The organism is Nocardia sp. NPDC049737, from assembly GCF_040674755.1.
Lineage (GTDB): Bacteria > Actinomycetota > Actinomycetes > Mycobacteriales > Mycobacteriaceae > Nocardia.
Genome location: NZ_JBFANH010000031.1, coordinates 56,785 through 72,503, shown reverse-complemented (window position 1 = coordinate 72,503; position 15,719 = coordinate 56,785). Strand labels below are relative to the sequence as shown.

The following is a 15,719-nucleotide window of genomic DNA, read 5'->3' as shown; positions in this document are numbered from 1 at the left end:
CGAGTTCGGTCGCTCGTTCAGCCGGTCGATTTCGTCGCGTATCTCACCGATCAGTTCGTTTGCGGTGAGGTGGGGTCGGACGTCGGTGAAAGTCCAGTCGGCCAGATGGTGGGTCAGCTAATTAGTTGAGGTCCGACATCTCGCGGGTCCCGAGCACCTGCATTTCGGTCAATGTGACAGCCAGGCCAAGTCCCCCCCCCGGACCACCCGCTGCTCGCTCGCCGTCGCGGAATATGCGCTGCCGCAATGCGCTCACACGAGCAGATCCTTGCGCTCGGCGGCGACGGTATCGAGTCTGCCGCAGTGCTTTATCGGCCGCTATCGGTGATTTCGTTGACACGCAATATCCCGCAGTGTCGACAGGCGACATGTCGCGAACGGTCGCTACCGACGGGGGCACTGTTCACGCATACGTGCTCGAACCCGCCGCCGAGGTCGCGGCGGCGGGGTCTCGCTAGCTGCTGATCGCGTAGGGGCGGCGGACTCGTCGGGCGAATTCCAAGACTTGGGCGATGGCGGTGCGGGAGAGGCCGACTTCTGCGCCGATGCTGGTCGGGGTCCATGATTGGTCGGCGAGCATGAGGATTTCGGCGAGTTGTTCCACCGGGATGACCGAGAGGCCGCGGCCCGCGATCGCGCGGGCGACCGACCATACCTCGACATCATCGCTCTCGGAGCCGAGGTTCTCGGTCAGCAGGTCCTCCGCCGAAAGTGATTGCACGACTTCGCTGATCACCTCGCTGGTGGTGCGGCGCGGTGCTTCATCCGGAACGAGTTTCCTGACCTCGGCCTCGTCCTCTGCGGTCTGCGCCTGGGGATCTGTTGCGGTGTTGCCCGCGCTCGAAGGGAGGGGAACCTCCATTGCTCGCGTGATTCGTTCGGCCGGGGTGGGTGCCACGGAACTACGGGCGGCACCCTGGGGATCGGCGGGTGAACTTGTGCGCGTGGGGGTTTCGGTGCGAATACTGGACTTCGTGGGGCGGGGAGTGTCAGCTACCGTGCCCGTGCCCGTGCCCGTGCCCGTGCCCGTGCCTGCTGTCGCCGCGGTGCGTGAAACCGTGGCGCGACTCTTGTCGGCCTGTGCGCGGCCCCGTGGTGTGTGGGCGGTGTCATCACTGGATTGCAGTGCTGGCTCGACAGTCGCCGTATCGAAGATGCTCAGCTGCGATTGCGCTGCGGGGCGTGTTGCGGCCTTCTGCGATTCGACCTCTGCGCCAATAGCTGTCGTGCTCGCGTCGCGAGTGGAACGCTCATCGCGAACGGAAGCTGTGGTTGTTGTATCGCGCTCGAAGCCTGTGGCACCGGGGGCCGTGCGCTCCCGCTTAGTACTGGAGTCAGCCGCCGTCGCGGTCCGGACGTCGATGCCTGAGGCAGAAAAAGCCGCGTGATCGGCGGTCACAGGTGCCGTCCGGGCATCGCCGCCGCTTTTCTCGGAGGCCGTGACCTCGTCGCCAGCGGAAGCATTAGCCGCGGACGTGGTAGCGATATCGGCGGCAGCCGCGCGCTCATCGATAGCAGTCACCGCAGCTTGGGAATCGAATCCGGTTGCGGCAACAGTCGTGTGCTCGTCGCGCATGCTGACAGCATTCGGTGCAGCCGTCTGGGGGGCGAAGCCTGCGGCAGCGAAAGCTGTGCGCTCATCGGCAGCGGTCTGGGAGGCGAATGCGGTGTCGGCAACGGCCGTGTGCTCGTTGCGTGTGCTGACAGCATTCGGTGCAGCCGTCTGGGGGGCGAAACCTGTGGCGGCGGAAGTCGTGTGCTCATCGGCAGTGGTAGCAGGTGCGGTATCGGACTCGAATCTGGTGGCACCAGGGGCAATACGCGCGTCGGCAGCCGTCGCCGCGGTCGCTGAATCGAATCCGGCTGGGGTGACGCTCGTGTGCGCGTCGCGAGCGGGTACCTGTGCCGTCGCTGACTGGACACGCACGGTGCCATGAGGCGAGCGCTGGCTGGCGCTCGCGGCGGCACCGGGTGCAATGTGCTGATCGACTTCGGCGGCGTGCAATGCGTTTTCGTCGAAGGTGTTCGCGGCAGTGGCCGATGCATGCGCAGGCCGTGTGCCGTCGGCATCGGTAAAGGTGCGCGCGGTGTCATGGATCGAATCCGACCCATGCGCTGAGTGCCTGGACCGGTAGTCCTCGCTCGGGATCGGTTGGGTGAGACGGCCGTTGGTCGAGCGCGTGCTTTGCGCGTGGTACACCAGGGTTTCCGTGCAATCGAGGCGTGAGACGGGAACCGTGTCGGGTTGGGCGGCGCGCATCGCCGCCTCGGCGACGTGGGGATCGATATCGACCGGGAAGCGGACGCCGGTTTGGTCGAGCAGGGGATCGAAACCCTTGGCGGCGAGCAGTTCTCGACGGTCGGTGGGTTCGTCGCGGAAGGTGTCGACAGGTGCGCCGCGTTCGGTGGTGACCCGATGCCGGGGCGGCAGGTCGGGTTCGTCCTCGACCATCGGAACGCTGTCGATGAGCAGGGCGTAACGCGCGGAAACCCAGGCGTGCAACCAGATAACGACGCCGACCATGACCGGGGCGATCGCGTATTCGGCGGCCTGGCCGAAGGATCCGGCAGCCAGATGCGGGCCCGCGTTGAGCGCGATGGTCGTGCCGAGCAGCGCGGTTTCGAAGAAGACGACCTTGCCGCGGTCGAGTTCGCGGCCCCAGCGGGCGGCCGTGGTCGCGGCCACCATGATGGTGATGATCGGGATCGAGATCATCGCCTCGATGCCATAGCTCAACCAGTACAGGGGATCTGCCATATTCCCGCTGGGCACCAGGTTGTGCTGCACATTCACCCCGGCCCACACCATGCCGAGCACCACGACGGCGATCAATGCGCGCGAGGACCATTCGGCCCGGCGGTACAACTGGGCGAGGCGCGCATCCTGATTCGAGACCCGCCGTCGCGCCGCGAGCGCCCGCCGATGCCAGCGCGCGTCCGCGTCATCGGCGCGCTGGATGGCGGACATGGTCCGCCGGTTACGCTTCTCCGCCGCGAGTTCGTCCTGGACCGCCCGTTTCCGCTGTCCCCGTCGTTGCGTCCGAACCCATTGCGCGAGTTCACGTTCCGCATCGATCTCGGCATCCGATAACGCCTGCACCAGCGCCGCGTCATCCTGCAGCGGCAACCGACCCCGCGCATTCGCGACCCGCTCGGCCAATGCGGCAATCTCGGACCTACCGGTCGACTGTTTGTCGCGCATCGCGAGCCTTCCCAGGAGCAGGTGCCATAGCAGGTGTCATACCGACGCAGACCTACATGCTCGAACATATGTGTGATCGCACCGAGATTAAACCGCTACCCGTCCGAGGTCAATGCTGCGCACTCCGAAAACTCGAACAAATGCGCGAATCGGACGCCCTGTCGTCCTACGGCGTCATGCGTTCGTGTGGCAGACCGCCTCGAGCACGAGGCCATCGGGGCCGGTCCAGGAGCGGGCGTAGTACGGGGGCCGGTACGGGGGGAATTCTTGTGGGGCGTGGATGATTTCGTCGCCTCGGGTGGTGGCCCACGCGTGTACGCGGTCGACAGCAGCTCGGGTATGGACCATGAAGGCGATGTATTGCAGGCCGGGAGCGGTGCGCACGTAGCTGGGGACGTCGGGGGTAGAAGAAGATATACGTGCCGGGCCTGTTGTCGGCGGGCAAGTAGGCGAATTGGTCGGCCGCACTGAGCAGCGGCGCGTAGTCGAGCAGCGGCGTCAGCTCGTCGTAATAGGATCGGGCCGCAGTGAGACGGTGACGTTGATGCCGAGGTGTCCGAGGGGCATGCTCGGAATTTACGCTCGACCCGGGTTCAGGTGAGGGTGGTGTGCCAAACGATGGCGGCGGCCAATGCGCCTGCGCCATTGACCGACCAATGCAGCGCGATGGGGGCCAGGAGGCTGCCGCTGCGGCGGCGCAGCCAGGTGAAGACGACGCCCGCGGCGGCGGTGGCGAAAACGGCGAGCAGGACGCCGATGATCTGACCGGCCGTGCCACCGCCGATGAAGCCGGTCAGGCCGCGGTTGCTGGCAGTCAGTCCGAGCGAGGAGGCGATATGCCAGAGGCCGAACAGCAGCGAGCCCGCCGCGAAGACGCCGCGGACGCCGTAGACGCGGTCGAGCGTGCCGTGCAGGACGCCGCGGAAGGCAAGTTCTTCCGGAATCGCGGTCTGCAGCGGGATGACGATCATCGATGCGATGAGTGCGCCGGAGATGGTGGCGTAGCGGTCGGCGAGGAAGAACTGCCGGGTGATCGGCAGCAGCGCCCCGATCGCGACCACGGCGAGCACCAAGCCGGCCGCACCGAGCGCCCAGAGCGTGCTGCGTCGCCAGTGCCGCGGTGAGAGTCCGAGTTCGGCCCAGCCGAGTCCGCGTCGGCGCATGAGCGCGAGCAACGCCACAGCGGCGATCGGAACGGTAAGGATGCTCGCCCATGCGGTGGTGAAGTGGGCGATCAGATTCGTGCCGGCCAGGACGATCACCACAACGGCCACGTCGAGATAGGCGTGCAGTTTGTGGCGGGGCGGTGCCGCTTCGTCGAGGTCCTGTTGAAGCACCCGGCCCAGTTTACGGATGCCCGCAACTGGCGCGACGGGTTCGGCTTCGGGGGTTTGCGTCATCAACATGGTCGTAGCTTGTTTCGCGCTACGCACTGTCGGCGTTAATTCCGACCTCGCCAACCCTGCGGATCCGCCCATGCCTGCAGCGTCCGAGCACTGTCGAACCGGCGCGGTTCGCCGCTGACCGGGTCGGTGAATTCGAGCGATGTGGCCAGCAGTTGCAGGGGCCGAGTGAAGTCGTGCACAGACTTGTCGGTGAGTACCGGGTAGAAGTCGTCGCCGAGGATCGGAATGCCCAGCCCATTCATATGTAGCCGCAGCTGATGGGTGCGCCCGGTCAGTGGCCGTAGCCGGTAGCGACCTAGTCCGTCGCGCTGCTCCAGCAACTCGATCCAGGTCTCCGCATTGGGCTCGCCAGCCACCTCCTGTGCGGCGAGCACCTGCTTCTCCTTGATGATCCGGCTGCGTACCGTGCGCGGCAGCGTCAGCTCCGGATCGAATGGGGCGATGGCCTCGTACTCCTTGCGCACCGTGCGCTTGTGGAACATCGTCTGATAGGCCCCACGCCGTGCCGGATTGATCACGAAGAGCACCAGCCCCGCCGTGACGCGGTCGAGTCGGTGCGCCGGAATCAGATCGGGTAGGTCGAGTTCGCGACGTAGCCGCACCAACGCCGTCTGCAGGATGTGCTGGCCACGCGGAATCGTCGCCAGGAAATGCGGCTTGTCGACGACGAGCAGATCGTCGTCGCGGTAGACGATCGGGATATCGAACGGCACTTCGGTCTCGTCCGGTAGGTCGCGATGGAACCAGACCGCGCCGCCCGGCACATACGGCGCGTCCGGCGCGACCGGACCGGATAGATCGACGATTCCGCCCGCATCCAGCAGTTCATCGATCCGCGTGGCGGGGACGCGAGGCAGCCGGTCCACCAAATGGTCGCGAATGGTCGCCCAATCGCCCTGCTCCGGCAGGCGGAGCCGGGCCGGATCCAGGCCGTGCCGCTTGGGCAACGGCGGCTGCTGCCTGCGTCTCATCACCGATGACCTTAGTTGGCGACGAAGCCCCAGCTCACGGCCGGGTCGGGCTCAGAATCCACGCAGCCGATCCGGCGTGACGCGCACCGCGACCGAGTATTCGGCGTGGAACTGTTCCTCGGTCATCGGAAGCGAGGCGAGTCCCTCGGTGTATTTCTCGGTGAACGCGGCGACTTCCACCGGGGTGGGCCCGGCTTCATCGATGCGCGCGGTGCCGGTGAGAATCACCACGTCGCCGCCGGTCTCGGTGCTGTTGAGATGTAGCGACACCCGTGGATTGCGGGCGATATTGCGCAACTTCGACTTATCGGCCTGGCTGAAGATCAGGAATTCGCCGTCGCGCCATTGGAACCACACCGGATTCGGCTGCGGTGTTCCGCTGCGGCCGACAGTGGTCAGCCAGATGACATTCTCGCGTTCCAGGCGGGCGGCGACCGTGGCACCGAATGCGGTGCCGGTGTCGACGACGGGCGTGGCGGAGCGATCGGGTTCGGTGGTGGTCATGGCTGTCGCAACGCCGACGCGGTGCAGTCGATTCCGCGTCGGCGCAGATGTGCCACGGCGACTACGGCTCGGCACGTTCGTCCAGCACCATTCGCCGGGACTCGACGAGCGTCTGCCTGGCGCGGCGGCGGACCTTGCAGCTGTCCACGCTGCAATACAAGTGCACCTGCATCGCCCGGTGCGCCTGCACTTCGGACAAGGTGCCGGGGTCGCGGTAGCAATCGCCGAAATTCGAAATAATTGTCGTGACAAACATTTTCACAACTCCAACCGCAGTCGCAATCTGTGTAGATGCCAAAGCTAGTAATGCTCGTGCGCGAAAGTTGCTGGGAAAGTCGGCCGTTCACACAGGCTTCCCCGGCACGTCGAAAATGTGTTGCCAAGTGCGCTATGAGAACCGGTCATTCGGTATTGAGTAGTGGGTGGTTTCCCGCAGCATCCGATCCGGTCGCTTCTCACCACCGCTCGTGTCCGTGGAAATCGGCACCGGCGGCGAGATCCCACCGTGCGAGCTTCGCATCGAGCTCGTCGGCAAGTGTCCTGCCCGGTGCGGGATTTCGACCGCTGAGCAGCGGTGGCTGGCGCATCCCTTGTTGGCGGTCTAGTGAAGTCGCCTAGATGGGGTGCATCGTCGTCTGTGTCTCGACAGCCGGGATTCAGTGGTCTCCGCGCCGCCGCCACCGACCGCGCTGCCATCCGTGCCGATGCTCGGCACCGGCGTGTACGTCAATGCGGTGGCCCGCTGGCCCGGCTACGCGAGTTCTATCGCCCGTGGAACGAGGCGCTGATCGGACGTGACCTCGGCTGGAACCACCACTAGATAACTTAGCCTAACCTATCTTCTCGGCCCATCTTGTGTGAGGATGGGTGCCGATTCCGGCAAGAGGCTCCGCGAAGGGGCGAGAGGGGCAAGGCAGATGACGGTGGAGGAAACCGGAAACCGGCCGCCGAAGACGGTGCTGAAGGCGCGAAAGCGGCAGGAAACCGCGGCGCGCAAGGAGATCCTTGCGCCCGTGCGCGCCACATTGACGCTCGCCAGCATCATCGTGGCCATTGCCTCGGTCGGCACCGTGGTGCCGTTCGTGCTGATTGTCGCGGCCTGCCGGGAACTGCTCGCCGACCAGGTGGATACCGATCGGGTGTGGCGACTGCTGCTGATCGCCGTGCTGGTGCTCCTCGCGCGCGGGCTGCTGCAGGCGGCGGCGCTGACCTGGTCGCATCTGGTCGACGCCGGATACCAGCTGACGCTGCGTCGACTATTGGCGGCCAAGCTGACCAGGGTGCCGCTCGGCTGGTTCGATGAGCGGTCCTCCGGCGAGGTGAAGAAGTATCTGCAGGACGATGTCGAGGCGCTGCACTATCTGGTCGCGCATGCGCGACTGGAGTTCGTCGGCGCGCTCACCGTGCCGCTGGTCACCCTCGGCTACCTCATCACCGTCGACTGGCGACTCACGCTGGCACTGCTGATTCCGCTGATCGCCTACATGGTGTTGTTCAGCCGGATGATGGACCAGGACGGCCGCGATCGCATGGCCGTCTATACCCGCTGGGAACGCCGAACCCAGGACGCCACAATCGAATTCGTCGACGGCATCCAGGTGGTGCGGGCATTCGGGCAAGCGGGTAAGGCGCACGCGGTATTCCAGGAGGCGGTGGACGGCCAGGCCGATAGCCTGAATCGGTTGAAGATGCCGATCATTCGCATCCAGTCGGCCTCCGACATCGTGGTCATGCCGGTATTCGTGATGCTTGTGGTGGTGGTCGCGGGGCTCACCGCGGTGGGGCTGGATTGGGTCGCGCCACTGGATGTATTGCCGTTCTTGCTCGTCGGCCTCGGTCTGGGTAGTGCGCTGCTCGGTCTCGGGTACGGATCTCAGGCACTGCGGGCCGCCGGTGCGGCCGCGGTGCGACTGTACGAACTGCAGCAGACGCCCGAATTGACTGTGCCCGAGGCGACTTCGGCTCCCGAACCGGTGACCGCGGGTGTGGTGCGGTTCGAGGGCGTGAGCTTCGGCTATCGCGCGGATCATCAGGTGCTGCGCGAGATCGACCTCGAACTGCGGCCGGGCACGATTACCGCGCTGGTCGGGCCGAGCGGGTCGGGTAAGTCGACGCTCGCGAAGCTGCTGCCGCGCTGCTACGACGTCGGCGCCGGGCGAATCACCATTTCGGGCCGCGATATTCGCGATTTCTCGACCGAGGAGCTCTACCGCACTGTCGGATTCGTCTTCCAGGATGTGCGCATGATCCGCGGCAGCATTCGCGAGAACCTGCGGCTGGCCCGCCCCGATGCCGATAATGCCGCGCTGGAGCAGGCGGCGCGGGCGGCCCAGATCCACGACCGAATTCTGGCGCTGCCGCGTGGTTATGACTCCGAGATCGGCGTCGATGCGACGCTATCTGGCGGTGAGGCACAACGACTTTCGATTGCCCGCGCGCTGCTCGCGGATACCCCGGTGCTGGTCCTCGACGAAGCGACCGCCTTCGCGGATCCGGAATCCGAGGCGGCTGTGCAGGATGCGCTCGCAGCGCTGGTCGCGGGTCGGACGGTGCTCGTGATCGCGCATCGGCTGCACACCATCACCGGTGTCGATCAAATTCTCGTGCTGGAGAACGGATCCCTGGTCGAGCAGGGGGATCATGCCCGTCTGCGCGATGCGGGCGGTACCTATCAGCGGCTCTGGGAAATCAACGAGGCGGCTCTCGGCGCGCTCGCGCTGATCGAAAATGTCGAGGTGACACGATGATTCGCAAGGTGCTCGGGCTGATTCCGGCGGAGTTCACCCACCTGACGCCGAAACTGTTGGCGGCCATCATCGCCCAGGCGTTGAGTCAGGCCGTGGCATATCTGCTGTTGGTGCCGGTGTTGGAGGCATTGTTCGACAACGATCTCGGCCGCGCCTGGTTCTGGGCGCTGTGGATGTTGGTCGCGGTCGCCGGGGTCGTTGTCTTCGGATATCTGCAGGCCGTAATCGGTCTGCGCGTCGGAGTCGGCATGCAGCGCGGACTGCAGACCAGGCTCGGCGATCATCTGAATGCCTTGCCGCTCGGCTGGTTCGAGACGCACAGTGCCGGACCGCTCTCGCGGATCGTGGTCGAGAATGTGCGCGAGATCCAGGGCCTCATCGCGTATCTGCTGACCAAGGTGCTGACCAGCATCGTGGTTCCGCTCGGTGTCGCGGTCGGCATGCTGTTCATCGACTGGCGGATCTCGCTGGCCATGCTGCTCGCCGCACCGGTGTTATTCGTGGTCAATGGACTGGCCAATCGTGCCTACACCCGCTCCGACGCGCGGATGCACGAGACGGCGGCCGAAGCCGATTCGCGGGTGGTGGAATTCGCCCAGGCGCAGCCGGTGTTGCGAGCCTTCGGCGCGGTGGGACCAGGTAACTGTGCACTCGATAGCGCACTGGCACAACAACGTTCGGCGATTACCCGATTGATGTTCGCATCGGTGCCCGGTCTGATCGTATTCGCGCTGTTCGTGCAGGCCGTGTTCCTGGTGCTGGTCTACATCGCGGTGGGCCGGGTTACCGACGGCGCCGTTTCGGCGGCAGCCGCGATCGCGCTCATCGCGGTGAGCTCCCGGTTCATCGAACCGCTGAACCAGGCCGCGCAGCTGGGCAATGCGCTGCGGTCGGCCGCGGCGGCCGCCGACCGGGTCACCGGACTGCTCGCCGAACCCGTACTGCCCGAGGCGAAGTCGTCGGTGACGCCGGGTGCGCCATCCGTTGTTTTCGACAATGTCTCCTTCGGCTACCGGCCGGGTGACCCGGTGTTGTCGCAGCTGAGCTTCGAGGTGCCCGCCGGGACCACCACCGCCATCGTCGGGCCGAGCGGCGCGGGCAAGACAACGCTGCTGCGGCTCGCCGCACGTTTCTACGATGTCGAGGCGGGCCGGGTCGTGGTCGGCGAACACGATGTGCGCGAGCAACCGTCGGAGACACTGCTGGACCAGCTCTCACTCGTCTTCCAGAACGTCTATCTGTTCAATCAGTCGGTGGCGGACAATATTCGGATCGGCCGCCCCGATGCCACCGACGCCGAACTGCAGCGCGCGGCCGAGGCGGCCAGGGTGGACGAGATCGTCGAGCGGCTGCCCGACGGCTACGACACGGCGGTCGGTGAGGGCGGCGCGACGCTATCCGGTGGTGAGCGGCAACGGGTTTCGATCGCCCGCGCGCTGCTGAAGGATGCGCCGATCGTGCTGCTCGACGAGGCGACCAGTGCGCTGGATCCGCACAGCGAGGCGGTCGTGGTGCGCGGGATGCACGAACTCAGCAGGGATAAAACGGTAATCGTCGTCGCGCATCGGCTGGCCACCATCGCGCATGCCGATCAGATTCTGTTCCTGGATGGTGGTCGGATCGTCGAACGTGGCACGCACGCCGAACTTTTGGCGCTCGACGGCCGCTATGCCGACTTCTGGAACGAGCGGTCGCGAGCCACCGGTTGGCGATTGGAGCCCGCGCCGGTCTAGCGAATTCGTAACTGGCTGCTCCGGTGATGGCTGGGTGGGGTCCCGATATGGCAGGCCATTTCGCCGACGACGGCGAACTGGTTCTCAATCGCCGCGCCTCCCAGAGGCGAGAACGATAGGGACGGCGACGAACAGCCGATCGTTGCGTGCCCTGGTGGCTTGGTCTTCGAGCCACGTGCCTTCTCCTGCGATGCCGGCGAGCACCGGCAGGGCCGTGGCATCTGTCCACACGATCGTGTGGACAGCGACGGTAACCTCGACGAACCCGTTGTCCAGCAGGAGGTTCCGGTATCGGCGGGCGACTCGCGGGTTGGGCATACCGTCCGCGCGAGCGTGGACCAGCGTGCGGGTGAGTTCGGGCTCGTCGGAGTCGATCACGAAGGTGTCCCAGTCCTGGCCGATGAGCACCGCGCGACCGTTGCCGGCCAGGACCCGGCGGGCCTCGACGAGGGCTCGCTCGGGCTCGTCGAGGGTGTGCAGGACCTTGTCGGCGCGGTAGCCGGTGACCGAGCCGTCATCGAGAGGCAACGCGGTGGCGTCGGCGATATGGAACTCACCTGTGGGCCAGCGCTCGCTGGCGATCTCGATCATGGCGGGGTCCAGGTCGACGCCGATGGCCCGCACTCGGCGGGCAGCCAACTCGCCGACGGCGCGTCCGCTCCCGCAGCCGACGTCGACAACGGTGTCGCCAAGCCCTTCGTAGGTGTGTTCTCGCAGGTTACGGACCTGGGGTAGGTCATCGAAGGTGTCGAGCAGAGTGAGCAATGTGGACATGGCCGCCATTGTGCGACTTAATGTCGACATGAAGTCAATCGGCGAGGTGGCGGCTCAGTTCGGCTTGCCGACACACGTGCTGCGATATTGGGAGGCCGAAGGACTGCTGACACCGGCCCGCGCGGGTGTCCGTCGCCGCTACACCGACGCGGATCTGCACCGGGTGGCGGCGATCCTGATCTCGAAGGAGGCGGGCTTCGGACTCGCCGATATCCGCACGATGCTGGCCGCTCGGTCCGCACCGGCCCGTCATGAGGTGACGGTCCGCCACCGCGAGCGGCTGCTGGCACGGATTGCCCGGGCGCAGGCCGCACTCGACATGCTCGAGGGCGAATGCCCGTACGACGACATCATGACCTGCCCGCGATTCCAGGGACTTTTGGCTGATCGACTGCTGCCCTCGGCGAGCAGCCTGCCACCGAACCCCGAGTTCCCAGATGCGCTCTAAGGGATGGGCACGCGGTGGATATTCGGGTGACCGGCGGCCGCTCGCGACGGTGCCATTCGCGAGTTCGGTGACCGCCACCTCGTAGAGATGGTCGATGGCGAGTACGACGAAGCCACGGCTCGCCGGATCGGATACGAGTCCGGTGTCATCCCCGAGGATGACTACTTCCAATAAGCGCGGTATTTGATGGCGGTTTTCGGCAGCCCGTGGGTGGTCTTCAGCGCCTTGACGATCGAACGCGTGGTGTGGCCGTCACACGCGACCCAGGCGAAAGCGTCGTTCGGGCACTGCATTTCGTTGGCCTGCTCGCGCAGCAATCGACCGTTATCGATCCGCTGCACCCATTTCACCTGGTGGTGCGGCTTATTGCGCACCGGGAGCCCGGTATCGGATTCGTATTGCCATTCCAGCCAGACCCGGGCAGGCACATCGCCGATCGCGTCGAGCAGCGAATTGATGGCGGGCAGCGATGCGGTATCGCCGAAGATGACGAACTCGCTCGGGAGTGGCTCGGGCAGTTGGAAATCCGAGCCGAGCACCGAGACGTCGATCTGGTCGCCGACGGCCGCCTGCTGCGCCCACATCGAGGCGGGCCCGTGGTGCACCGCGAATTCGATCGAGAATTTGTTCCCGGCCGGATCGGGATCGACCAGCGTGTAGCCACGCTGGTGCTCGCGCTCATCATTCGGAATCCACAGCCGCACCCATTGCGTCGGGTGCACCGGATGATCGGTGAGCAGTCCGCCGGCATCGAATCCGAGCCGCATGTATTTGTCGCTGATGTACTCGGTCGAAGTCACCGTGAGCCGGTAATCCTCGGCGCGCCACGCCTTCAGCAGCAACCCTTCGAAGCCTCTACCCATGCAGCTAAGGTTAGCCTAAACATACTCTGATGTCCTGGGGTGTCCGATGAAACGACTCCGAATGGCCGTGTGGCCCCGGGGTGGTGAGCTACCTCGGGGCCAACTCGCGCGTGGCGCAGGCGATTACAGGTTGCAGGGCAGCATCGCGACGCTCGCGATGGTGCATTCGGCCTCGCGGGTCAGCTTCCAGGTGCCATCGATCTGCTTCCAGGACAGGTCGAAGTACCAGGGGTCCCAGCCGTCGATGGCGGTGGTCAGCTGGGCGGTGAGCAGATCGCCGGAGACATTGACCGGGCCGAGGACATCCCAGCGGAAGCTCGGCGGGGCCGAGGCCATCGCGCCGCCGACCTGGTCGACCAGGCTCAGACCGGCCTCGCCCGCCTCGAGCTCGGCCGCGCGGGCGGAGCGCGAAGCGCCGGTGTTGAGCACCAGTTGCAGCTTGGCCTTCAACTCGCCCAGGCCGGGGGTGGCGGTCCGCATCGGCGCGCCGATGGGCGCGGCGATGGCCGGGGCCACGGTGGCGACGGTGCCGAATGCGCCGACCATGGCGGCCGCGGTGAGCGAGAAGGCCGCGGTGGCAAGGCGTGCCACCGGCCTATTTCTGGTGCTGAGCATCGGATCATCCAATCGTTCGTTTGCCGGGAGTGTGCCGGTCCGGGACTGGCACTACAGTGCAATATAAGGTAAGCCTATGCAAAGCTGAAAGTTGGAAGTTAGGTGACCCTGGCTCCCGCCCCTGGATCGAACGCAGGAGAACCGTGGACACACTATTGGTAGTCGGAGCAGGGCCGAAAGCCCTTGCGGTGGCGGCAAAAGCGCACGTCCTGCGGAAATTGGGGCTCGCTGCCCCGCGCGTGATCGTCGTCGAGGCGCATGCCGTCGGCGGCAACTGGCTGCCGAGCGGCGGCTGGACCGACGGACAGCACCGGCTCGGAACCAGTCCGGAGAAGGACATCGGGTTCCCGTACCACTCGACCTGGGCGCGCGGGCACAACCGGGCCATCGACGAGGCGATGATGGCCTACAGCTGGACCTCGTTCCTGGTCGAGCACGGCACCTACGCCGAATGGATCGACCGCGGCCGCCCGAGCCCGCACCACCACGTATGGGCCAAATATCTGCAGTGGGTGGCCCGCGCGATCGATCTCGAATTGGTCCTCGGAACAGTGGATTCGGTCGCCGCGGCGGCCGATGGGTGGTTGGTTTCGGTGACCGACGCCGCCGCTAGCGACTGTTCGCAGGTCGCTCGAAACAACACTGCTGTGATCACCCAGATCGATACGGACGCACTGATGATCACAGGTCCGGGCAACAGCGGTCGGGCCCTGGCCGAACACCCCCGGGTGCTCAGCATCGCCGAGTTCTGGAACCTGGCAGGCAAACGCGCGCTGCCGGTCTCCTCGCGGGTCGCGGTGATCGGCGGCGGCGAAACCGCGGGTTCGGCGCTGGACGAGTTGGTCCGGCACGACATGCTGACCATCTCGGTGATCACGCCCAAAGCCACCATCTACACCCGCGGTGAAAGCTATTTCGAGAACGCGCTCTTCAGCGATCCGACCAAGTGGAACGCGCTGAGCATGGACGAGCGCCGCGATGTCATCCGGCGCACCGACCGCGGCGTCTTCTCGGTTCGCGTGCAGGAGAGCGTGATCGGCGACAACCGCGTGCACCATCTGCAGGGGCGGGTCGTGCGGGTGGCCGAACAGGGCGACGGCGTGGCGGTGACGCTGCGCAATGACCGCCGTCCGGATCAAGTGCACAACTTCGACCTGGTGGTCGACGCGACCGGCGGGCAGCCGCTGTGGTTCCTGGAGCTCTTCGATTCCGATGCCGCCGACCTACTCGAACTCGCCGTCGGCGGTCCGTTGACCCAAGCCAGGCTGGAGGCCTCGATCGGCTACGACCTGGCGGTTTCCGGTCTGGACGCGAAGCTCTATCTGCCGAATATGGCGGCCATCGCGCAGGGGCCCGGGTTCCCGAATCTCAGCTGCTTAGGCGAACTCTCGGATCGGGTATTGCGTACGGCGCCGGCGCGTCAGGTGGTCGGTGCGCGACGGGGTGCGGCCCCTCGACTGGGCTGACTCGGCCTCGATATCCCCAAATACATCTACGTGAGGTTTTCATGCGCATCGTCTCGTTCGGCTTCCAGACCTGGGGCCGTAAAACCCTGCAGGCACTGATCGATTCGGAACACGAGGTCGTGCTCGCGGTCACCCATCCGGCAAGTGCCGACTCCTACAAGGGGATCTGGTCGGATTCGGTCGAGGACCTCGCCCGTGAGCACCGCATTCCGGTGCATCTGACCGAACGGGCCGATGCCGAGACCATCGATCTGGTGAAGCGGGCCGAACCGGACGTCATCGTGGTGAACAGTTGGTACACCTGGATGCCCGCCGAACTCTACAACCTGCCTCCGCACGGCACCCTTAACCTGCACGATTCGCTGCTGCCCAAGTTCACCGGCTTCTCGCCGGTGCTGTGGGCGTTGATCAGCGGCGAGTCCGAGACGGGCCTGACCGTGCATCGGATGGACGAGGGCTTGGACACCGGCGACATCCTGGTGCAACGCGCATTGCCCATCGGCCCCACCGATACCGGTACCGAATTGGTGCTGCGCGGTATGGAACTCATCCCAGGCGCGCTGCGGGAAGCGCTGCACGCCCTGGAATTCGGTACCGCGCAATGGAAGCCGCAGCGCAAATCCGAGCGCACCTACTTCCACAAGCGTTCCGAGCGGGACAGCCGCATCGACTGGAGCTGGTCCGCCGTCGATCTGGAGCGTTTCGTGCGCGCACTGTCCGAGCCGTACCCGCGCGCGTTCACCTACTACCGCGGCGAGCGGATCGAGGTGCTCGAGGCGGCGGTTTCCGAGGCGCGCTACGGCGGGACGCCCGGCCGGGTGATCGTGCAGGAGGGTGGCGGCGCGGTGGTTTGTGGTCCGGAGGCCCATCGCGGGCGCAATCGCGGCTTGGTGCTCACCCGGATTCGCACCGAGGACGGCACCGACCATTCGGCCGCGGAATTCTTCACGCGCGGTGGGTATCTCACCGATCAGTGACGCAGGGGGAGTC

General features: G+C 65.8%; 14 protein-coding genes. 6 read left to right on the top strand and 8 right to left on the bottom strand.

Annotated elements, in window-relative coordinates:
* Positions 1–454: 454 nt before the first annotated feature.
* From AB0J47_RS33650 to AB0J47_RS33630, 5 genes are all read right to left on the bottom strand, one after another.
* Positions 455–3,202, bottom strand: a complete 2,748-nt coding sequence (locus AB0J47_RS33650; protein ID WP_364355530.1) for a hypothetical protein — start codon at positions 3,200–3,202, stop codon at positions 455–457.
* A gap of 593 nt (positions 3,203–3,795) precedes the next feature.
* Positions 3,796–4,605: a type II CAAX endopeptidase family protein gene (locus AB0J47_RS33645; RefSeq protein WP_364355615.1), complete on the bottom strand. Its 810-nt coding sequence runs from the start codon at positions 4,603–4,605 to the stop codon at positions 3,796–3,798.
* A gap of 38 nt (positions 4,606–4,643) precedes the next feature.
* Positions 4,644–5,579, bottom strand: a complete 936-nt coding sequence (locus AB0J47_RS33640; RefSeq protein WP_364355527.1) for an RluA family pseudouridine synthase — start codon at positions 5,577–5,579, stop codon at positions 4,644–4,646.
* A gap of 51 nt (positions 5,580–5,630) precedes the next feature.
* Positions 5,631–6,083, bottom strand: a complete 453-nt coding sequence (locus AB0J47_RS33635; protein WP_364355524.1) for a TIGR03667 family PPOX class F420-dependent oxidoreductase — start codon at positions 6,081–6,083, stop codon at positions 5,631–5,633.
* A 61-nt stretch (positions 6,084–6,144) separates the two neighbouring features.
* Positions 6,145–6,339 carry a hypothetical protein gene (locus AB0J47_RS33630; RefSeq protein ID WP_364355521.1) on the bottom strand — a complete coding sequence of 65 codons (195 nt, stop codon included), beginning with the start codon at positions 6,337–6,339 and terminating at the stop codon, positions 6,145–6,147.
* 381 nt (positions 6,340–6,720) lie between these two features.
* Here AB0J47_RS33630 and AB0J47_RS33625 point away from each other — a divergent pair, with 381 nt between their 5' ends.
* The 3 genes from AB0J47_RS33625 to AB0J47_RS33615 all read left to right on the top strand — a co-directional run bounded on the left by AB0J47_RS33625 (position 6,721) and on the right by AB0J47_RS33615 (position 10,563).
* A complete protein-coding gene (locus tag AB0J47_RS33625) occupies positions 6,721–6,903 on the top strand; it encodes a hypothetical protein (RefSeq protein ID WP_364355518.1) in 183 nt (60 codons plus the stop codon).
* A gap of 97 nt (positions 6,904–7,000) precedes the next feature.
* Positions 7,001–8,830 carry an ABC transporter ATP-binding protein gene (locus AB0J47_RS33620; RefSeq protein ID WP_364355515.1) on the top strand — a complete coding sequence of 610 codons (1,830 nt, stop codon included), beginning with the start codon at positions 7,001–7,003 and terminating at the stop codon, positions 8,828–8,830.
* Positions 8,827–10,563 carry an ABC transporter ATP-binding protein gene (locus AB0J47_RS33615; protein ID WP_364355512.1) on the top strand — a complete coding sequence of 579 codons (1,737 nt, stop codon included), beginning with the start codon at positions 8,827–8,829 and terminating at the stop codon, positions 10,561–10,563. Before AB0J47_RS33620 ends, AB0J47_RS33615 begins: the two co-directional genes overlap by 4 nt.
* Positions 10,564–10,647: 84 nt before the next feature.
* Here the strand turns inward: AB0J47_RS33615 and AB0J47_RS33610 are convergent, their stop codons facing one another.
* A complete protein-coding gene (locus AB0J47_RS33610) occupies positions 10,648–11,337 on the bottom strand; it encodes a methyltransferase domain-containing protein (RefSeq protein WP_364355509.1) in 690 nt (229 codons plus the stop codon).
* 28 nt (positions 11,338–11,365) lie between these two features.
* On the opposite strand from AB0J47_RS33610, the gene AB0J47_RS33605 reads away from it, so the two are divergent.
* On the top strand, positions 11,366–11,785 hold the full coding sequence (locus AB0J47_RS33605; protein ID WP_364355506.1) for a MerR family transcriptional regulator: 420 nt from the start codon (positions 11,366–11,368) through the stop codon (positions 11,783–11,785).
* Between the two features lie 161 nt (positions 11,786–11,946).
* Here AB0J47_RS33605 and AB0J47_RS33600 read toward each other — a convergent pair whose 3' ends face one another.
* Positions 11,947–12,648 (bottom strand): siderophore-interacting protein, encoded by a 702-nt coding sequence (locus tag AB0J47_RS33600; protein WP_364355503.1) that lies wholly within the window; start codon positions 12,646–12,648, stop codon positions 11,947–11,949.
* A 123-nt stretch (positions 12,649–12,771) separates the two neighbouring features.
* Positions 12,772–13,263: a hypothetical protein gene (locus AB0J47_RS33595; RefSeq protein ID WP_364355500.1), complete on the bottom strand. Its 492-nt coding sequence runs from the start codon at positions 13,261–13,263 to the stop codon at positions 12,772–12,774.
* A 143-nt stretch (positions 13,264–13,406) separates the two neighbouring features.
* On the opposite strand from AB0J47_RS33595, the gene AB0J47_RS33590 reads away from it, so the two are divergent.
* Complete coding sequence (locus AB0J47_RS33590) at positions 13,407–14,729, top strand: SidA/IucD/PvdA family monooxygenase (protein ID WP_364355497.1); 1,323 nt, start codon at positions 13,407–13,409, stop codon at positions 14,727–14,729.
* 41 nt (positions 14,730–14,770) lie between these two features.
* A complete protein-coding gene (locus AB0J47_RS33585; protein WP_364355494.1) occupies positions 14,771–15,706 on the top strand; it encodes a methionyl-tRNA formyltransferase in 936 nt (311 codons plus the stop codon).
* The last annotated feature ends 13 nt before the right edge of the window (positions 15,707–15,719 follow it).

What these genes read in the sequence shown, in the direction of transcription:
- AB0J47_RS33650 (WP_364355530.1), bottom strand. Translation starts at nt 3,202, where the DNA reads ATGCGCGACAAACAGTCGACCGGTAGGTCCGAGATTGCCGCATTGGCC.
- AB0J47_RS33640 (WP_364355527.1), bottom strand. Translation starts at nt 5,579, where the DNA reads ATGAGACGCAGGCAGCAGCCGCCGTTGCCCAAGCGGCACGGCCTGGAT.
- AB0J47_RS33635 (WP_364355524.1), bottom strand. Translation starts at nt 6,083, where the DNA reads ATGACCACCACCGAACCCGATCGCTCCGCCACGCCCGTCGTCGACACC.
- AB0J47_RS33630 (WP_364355521.1), bottom strand. Translation starts at nt 6,339, where the DNA reads ATGTTTGTCACGACAATTATTTCGAATTTCGGCGATTGCTACCGCGAC.
- AB0J47_RS33620 (WP_364355515.1), top strand. Translation starts at nt 7,001, where the DNA reads ATGACGGTGGAGGAAACCGGAAACCGGCCGCCGAAGACGGTGCTGAAG.
- AB0J47_RS33615 (WP_364355512.1), top strand. Translation starts at nt 8,827, where the DNA reads ATGATTCGCAAGGTGCTCGGGCTGATTCCGGCGGAGTTCACCCACCTG.
- AB0J47_RS33610 (WP_364355509.1), bottom strand. Translation starts at nt 11,337, where the DNA reads ATGTCCACATTGCTCACTCTGCTCGACACCTTCGATGACCTACCCCAG.
- AB0J47_RS33605 (WP_364355506.1), top strand. Translation starts at nt 11,366, where the DNA reads ATGAAGTCAATCGGCGAGGTGGCGGCTCAGTTCGGCTTGCCGACACAC.
- AB0J47_RS33600 (WP_364355503.1), bottom strand. Translation starts at nt 12,648, where the DNA reads ATGGGTAGAGGCTTCGAAGGGTTGCTGCTGAAGGCGTGGCGCGCCGAG.
- AB0J47_RS33595 (WP_364355500.1), bottom strand. Translation starts at nt 13,263, where the DNA reads ATGCTCAGCACCAGAAATAGGCCGGTGGCACGCCTTGCCACCGCGGCC.
- AB0J47_RS33585 (WP_364355494.1), top strand. Translation starts at nt 14,771, where the DNA reads ATGCGCATCGTCTCGTTCGGCTTCCAGACCTGGGGCCGTAAAACCCTG.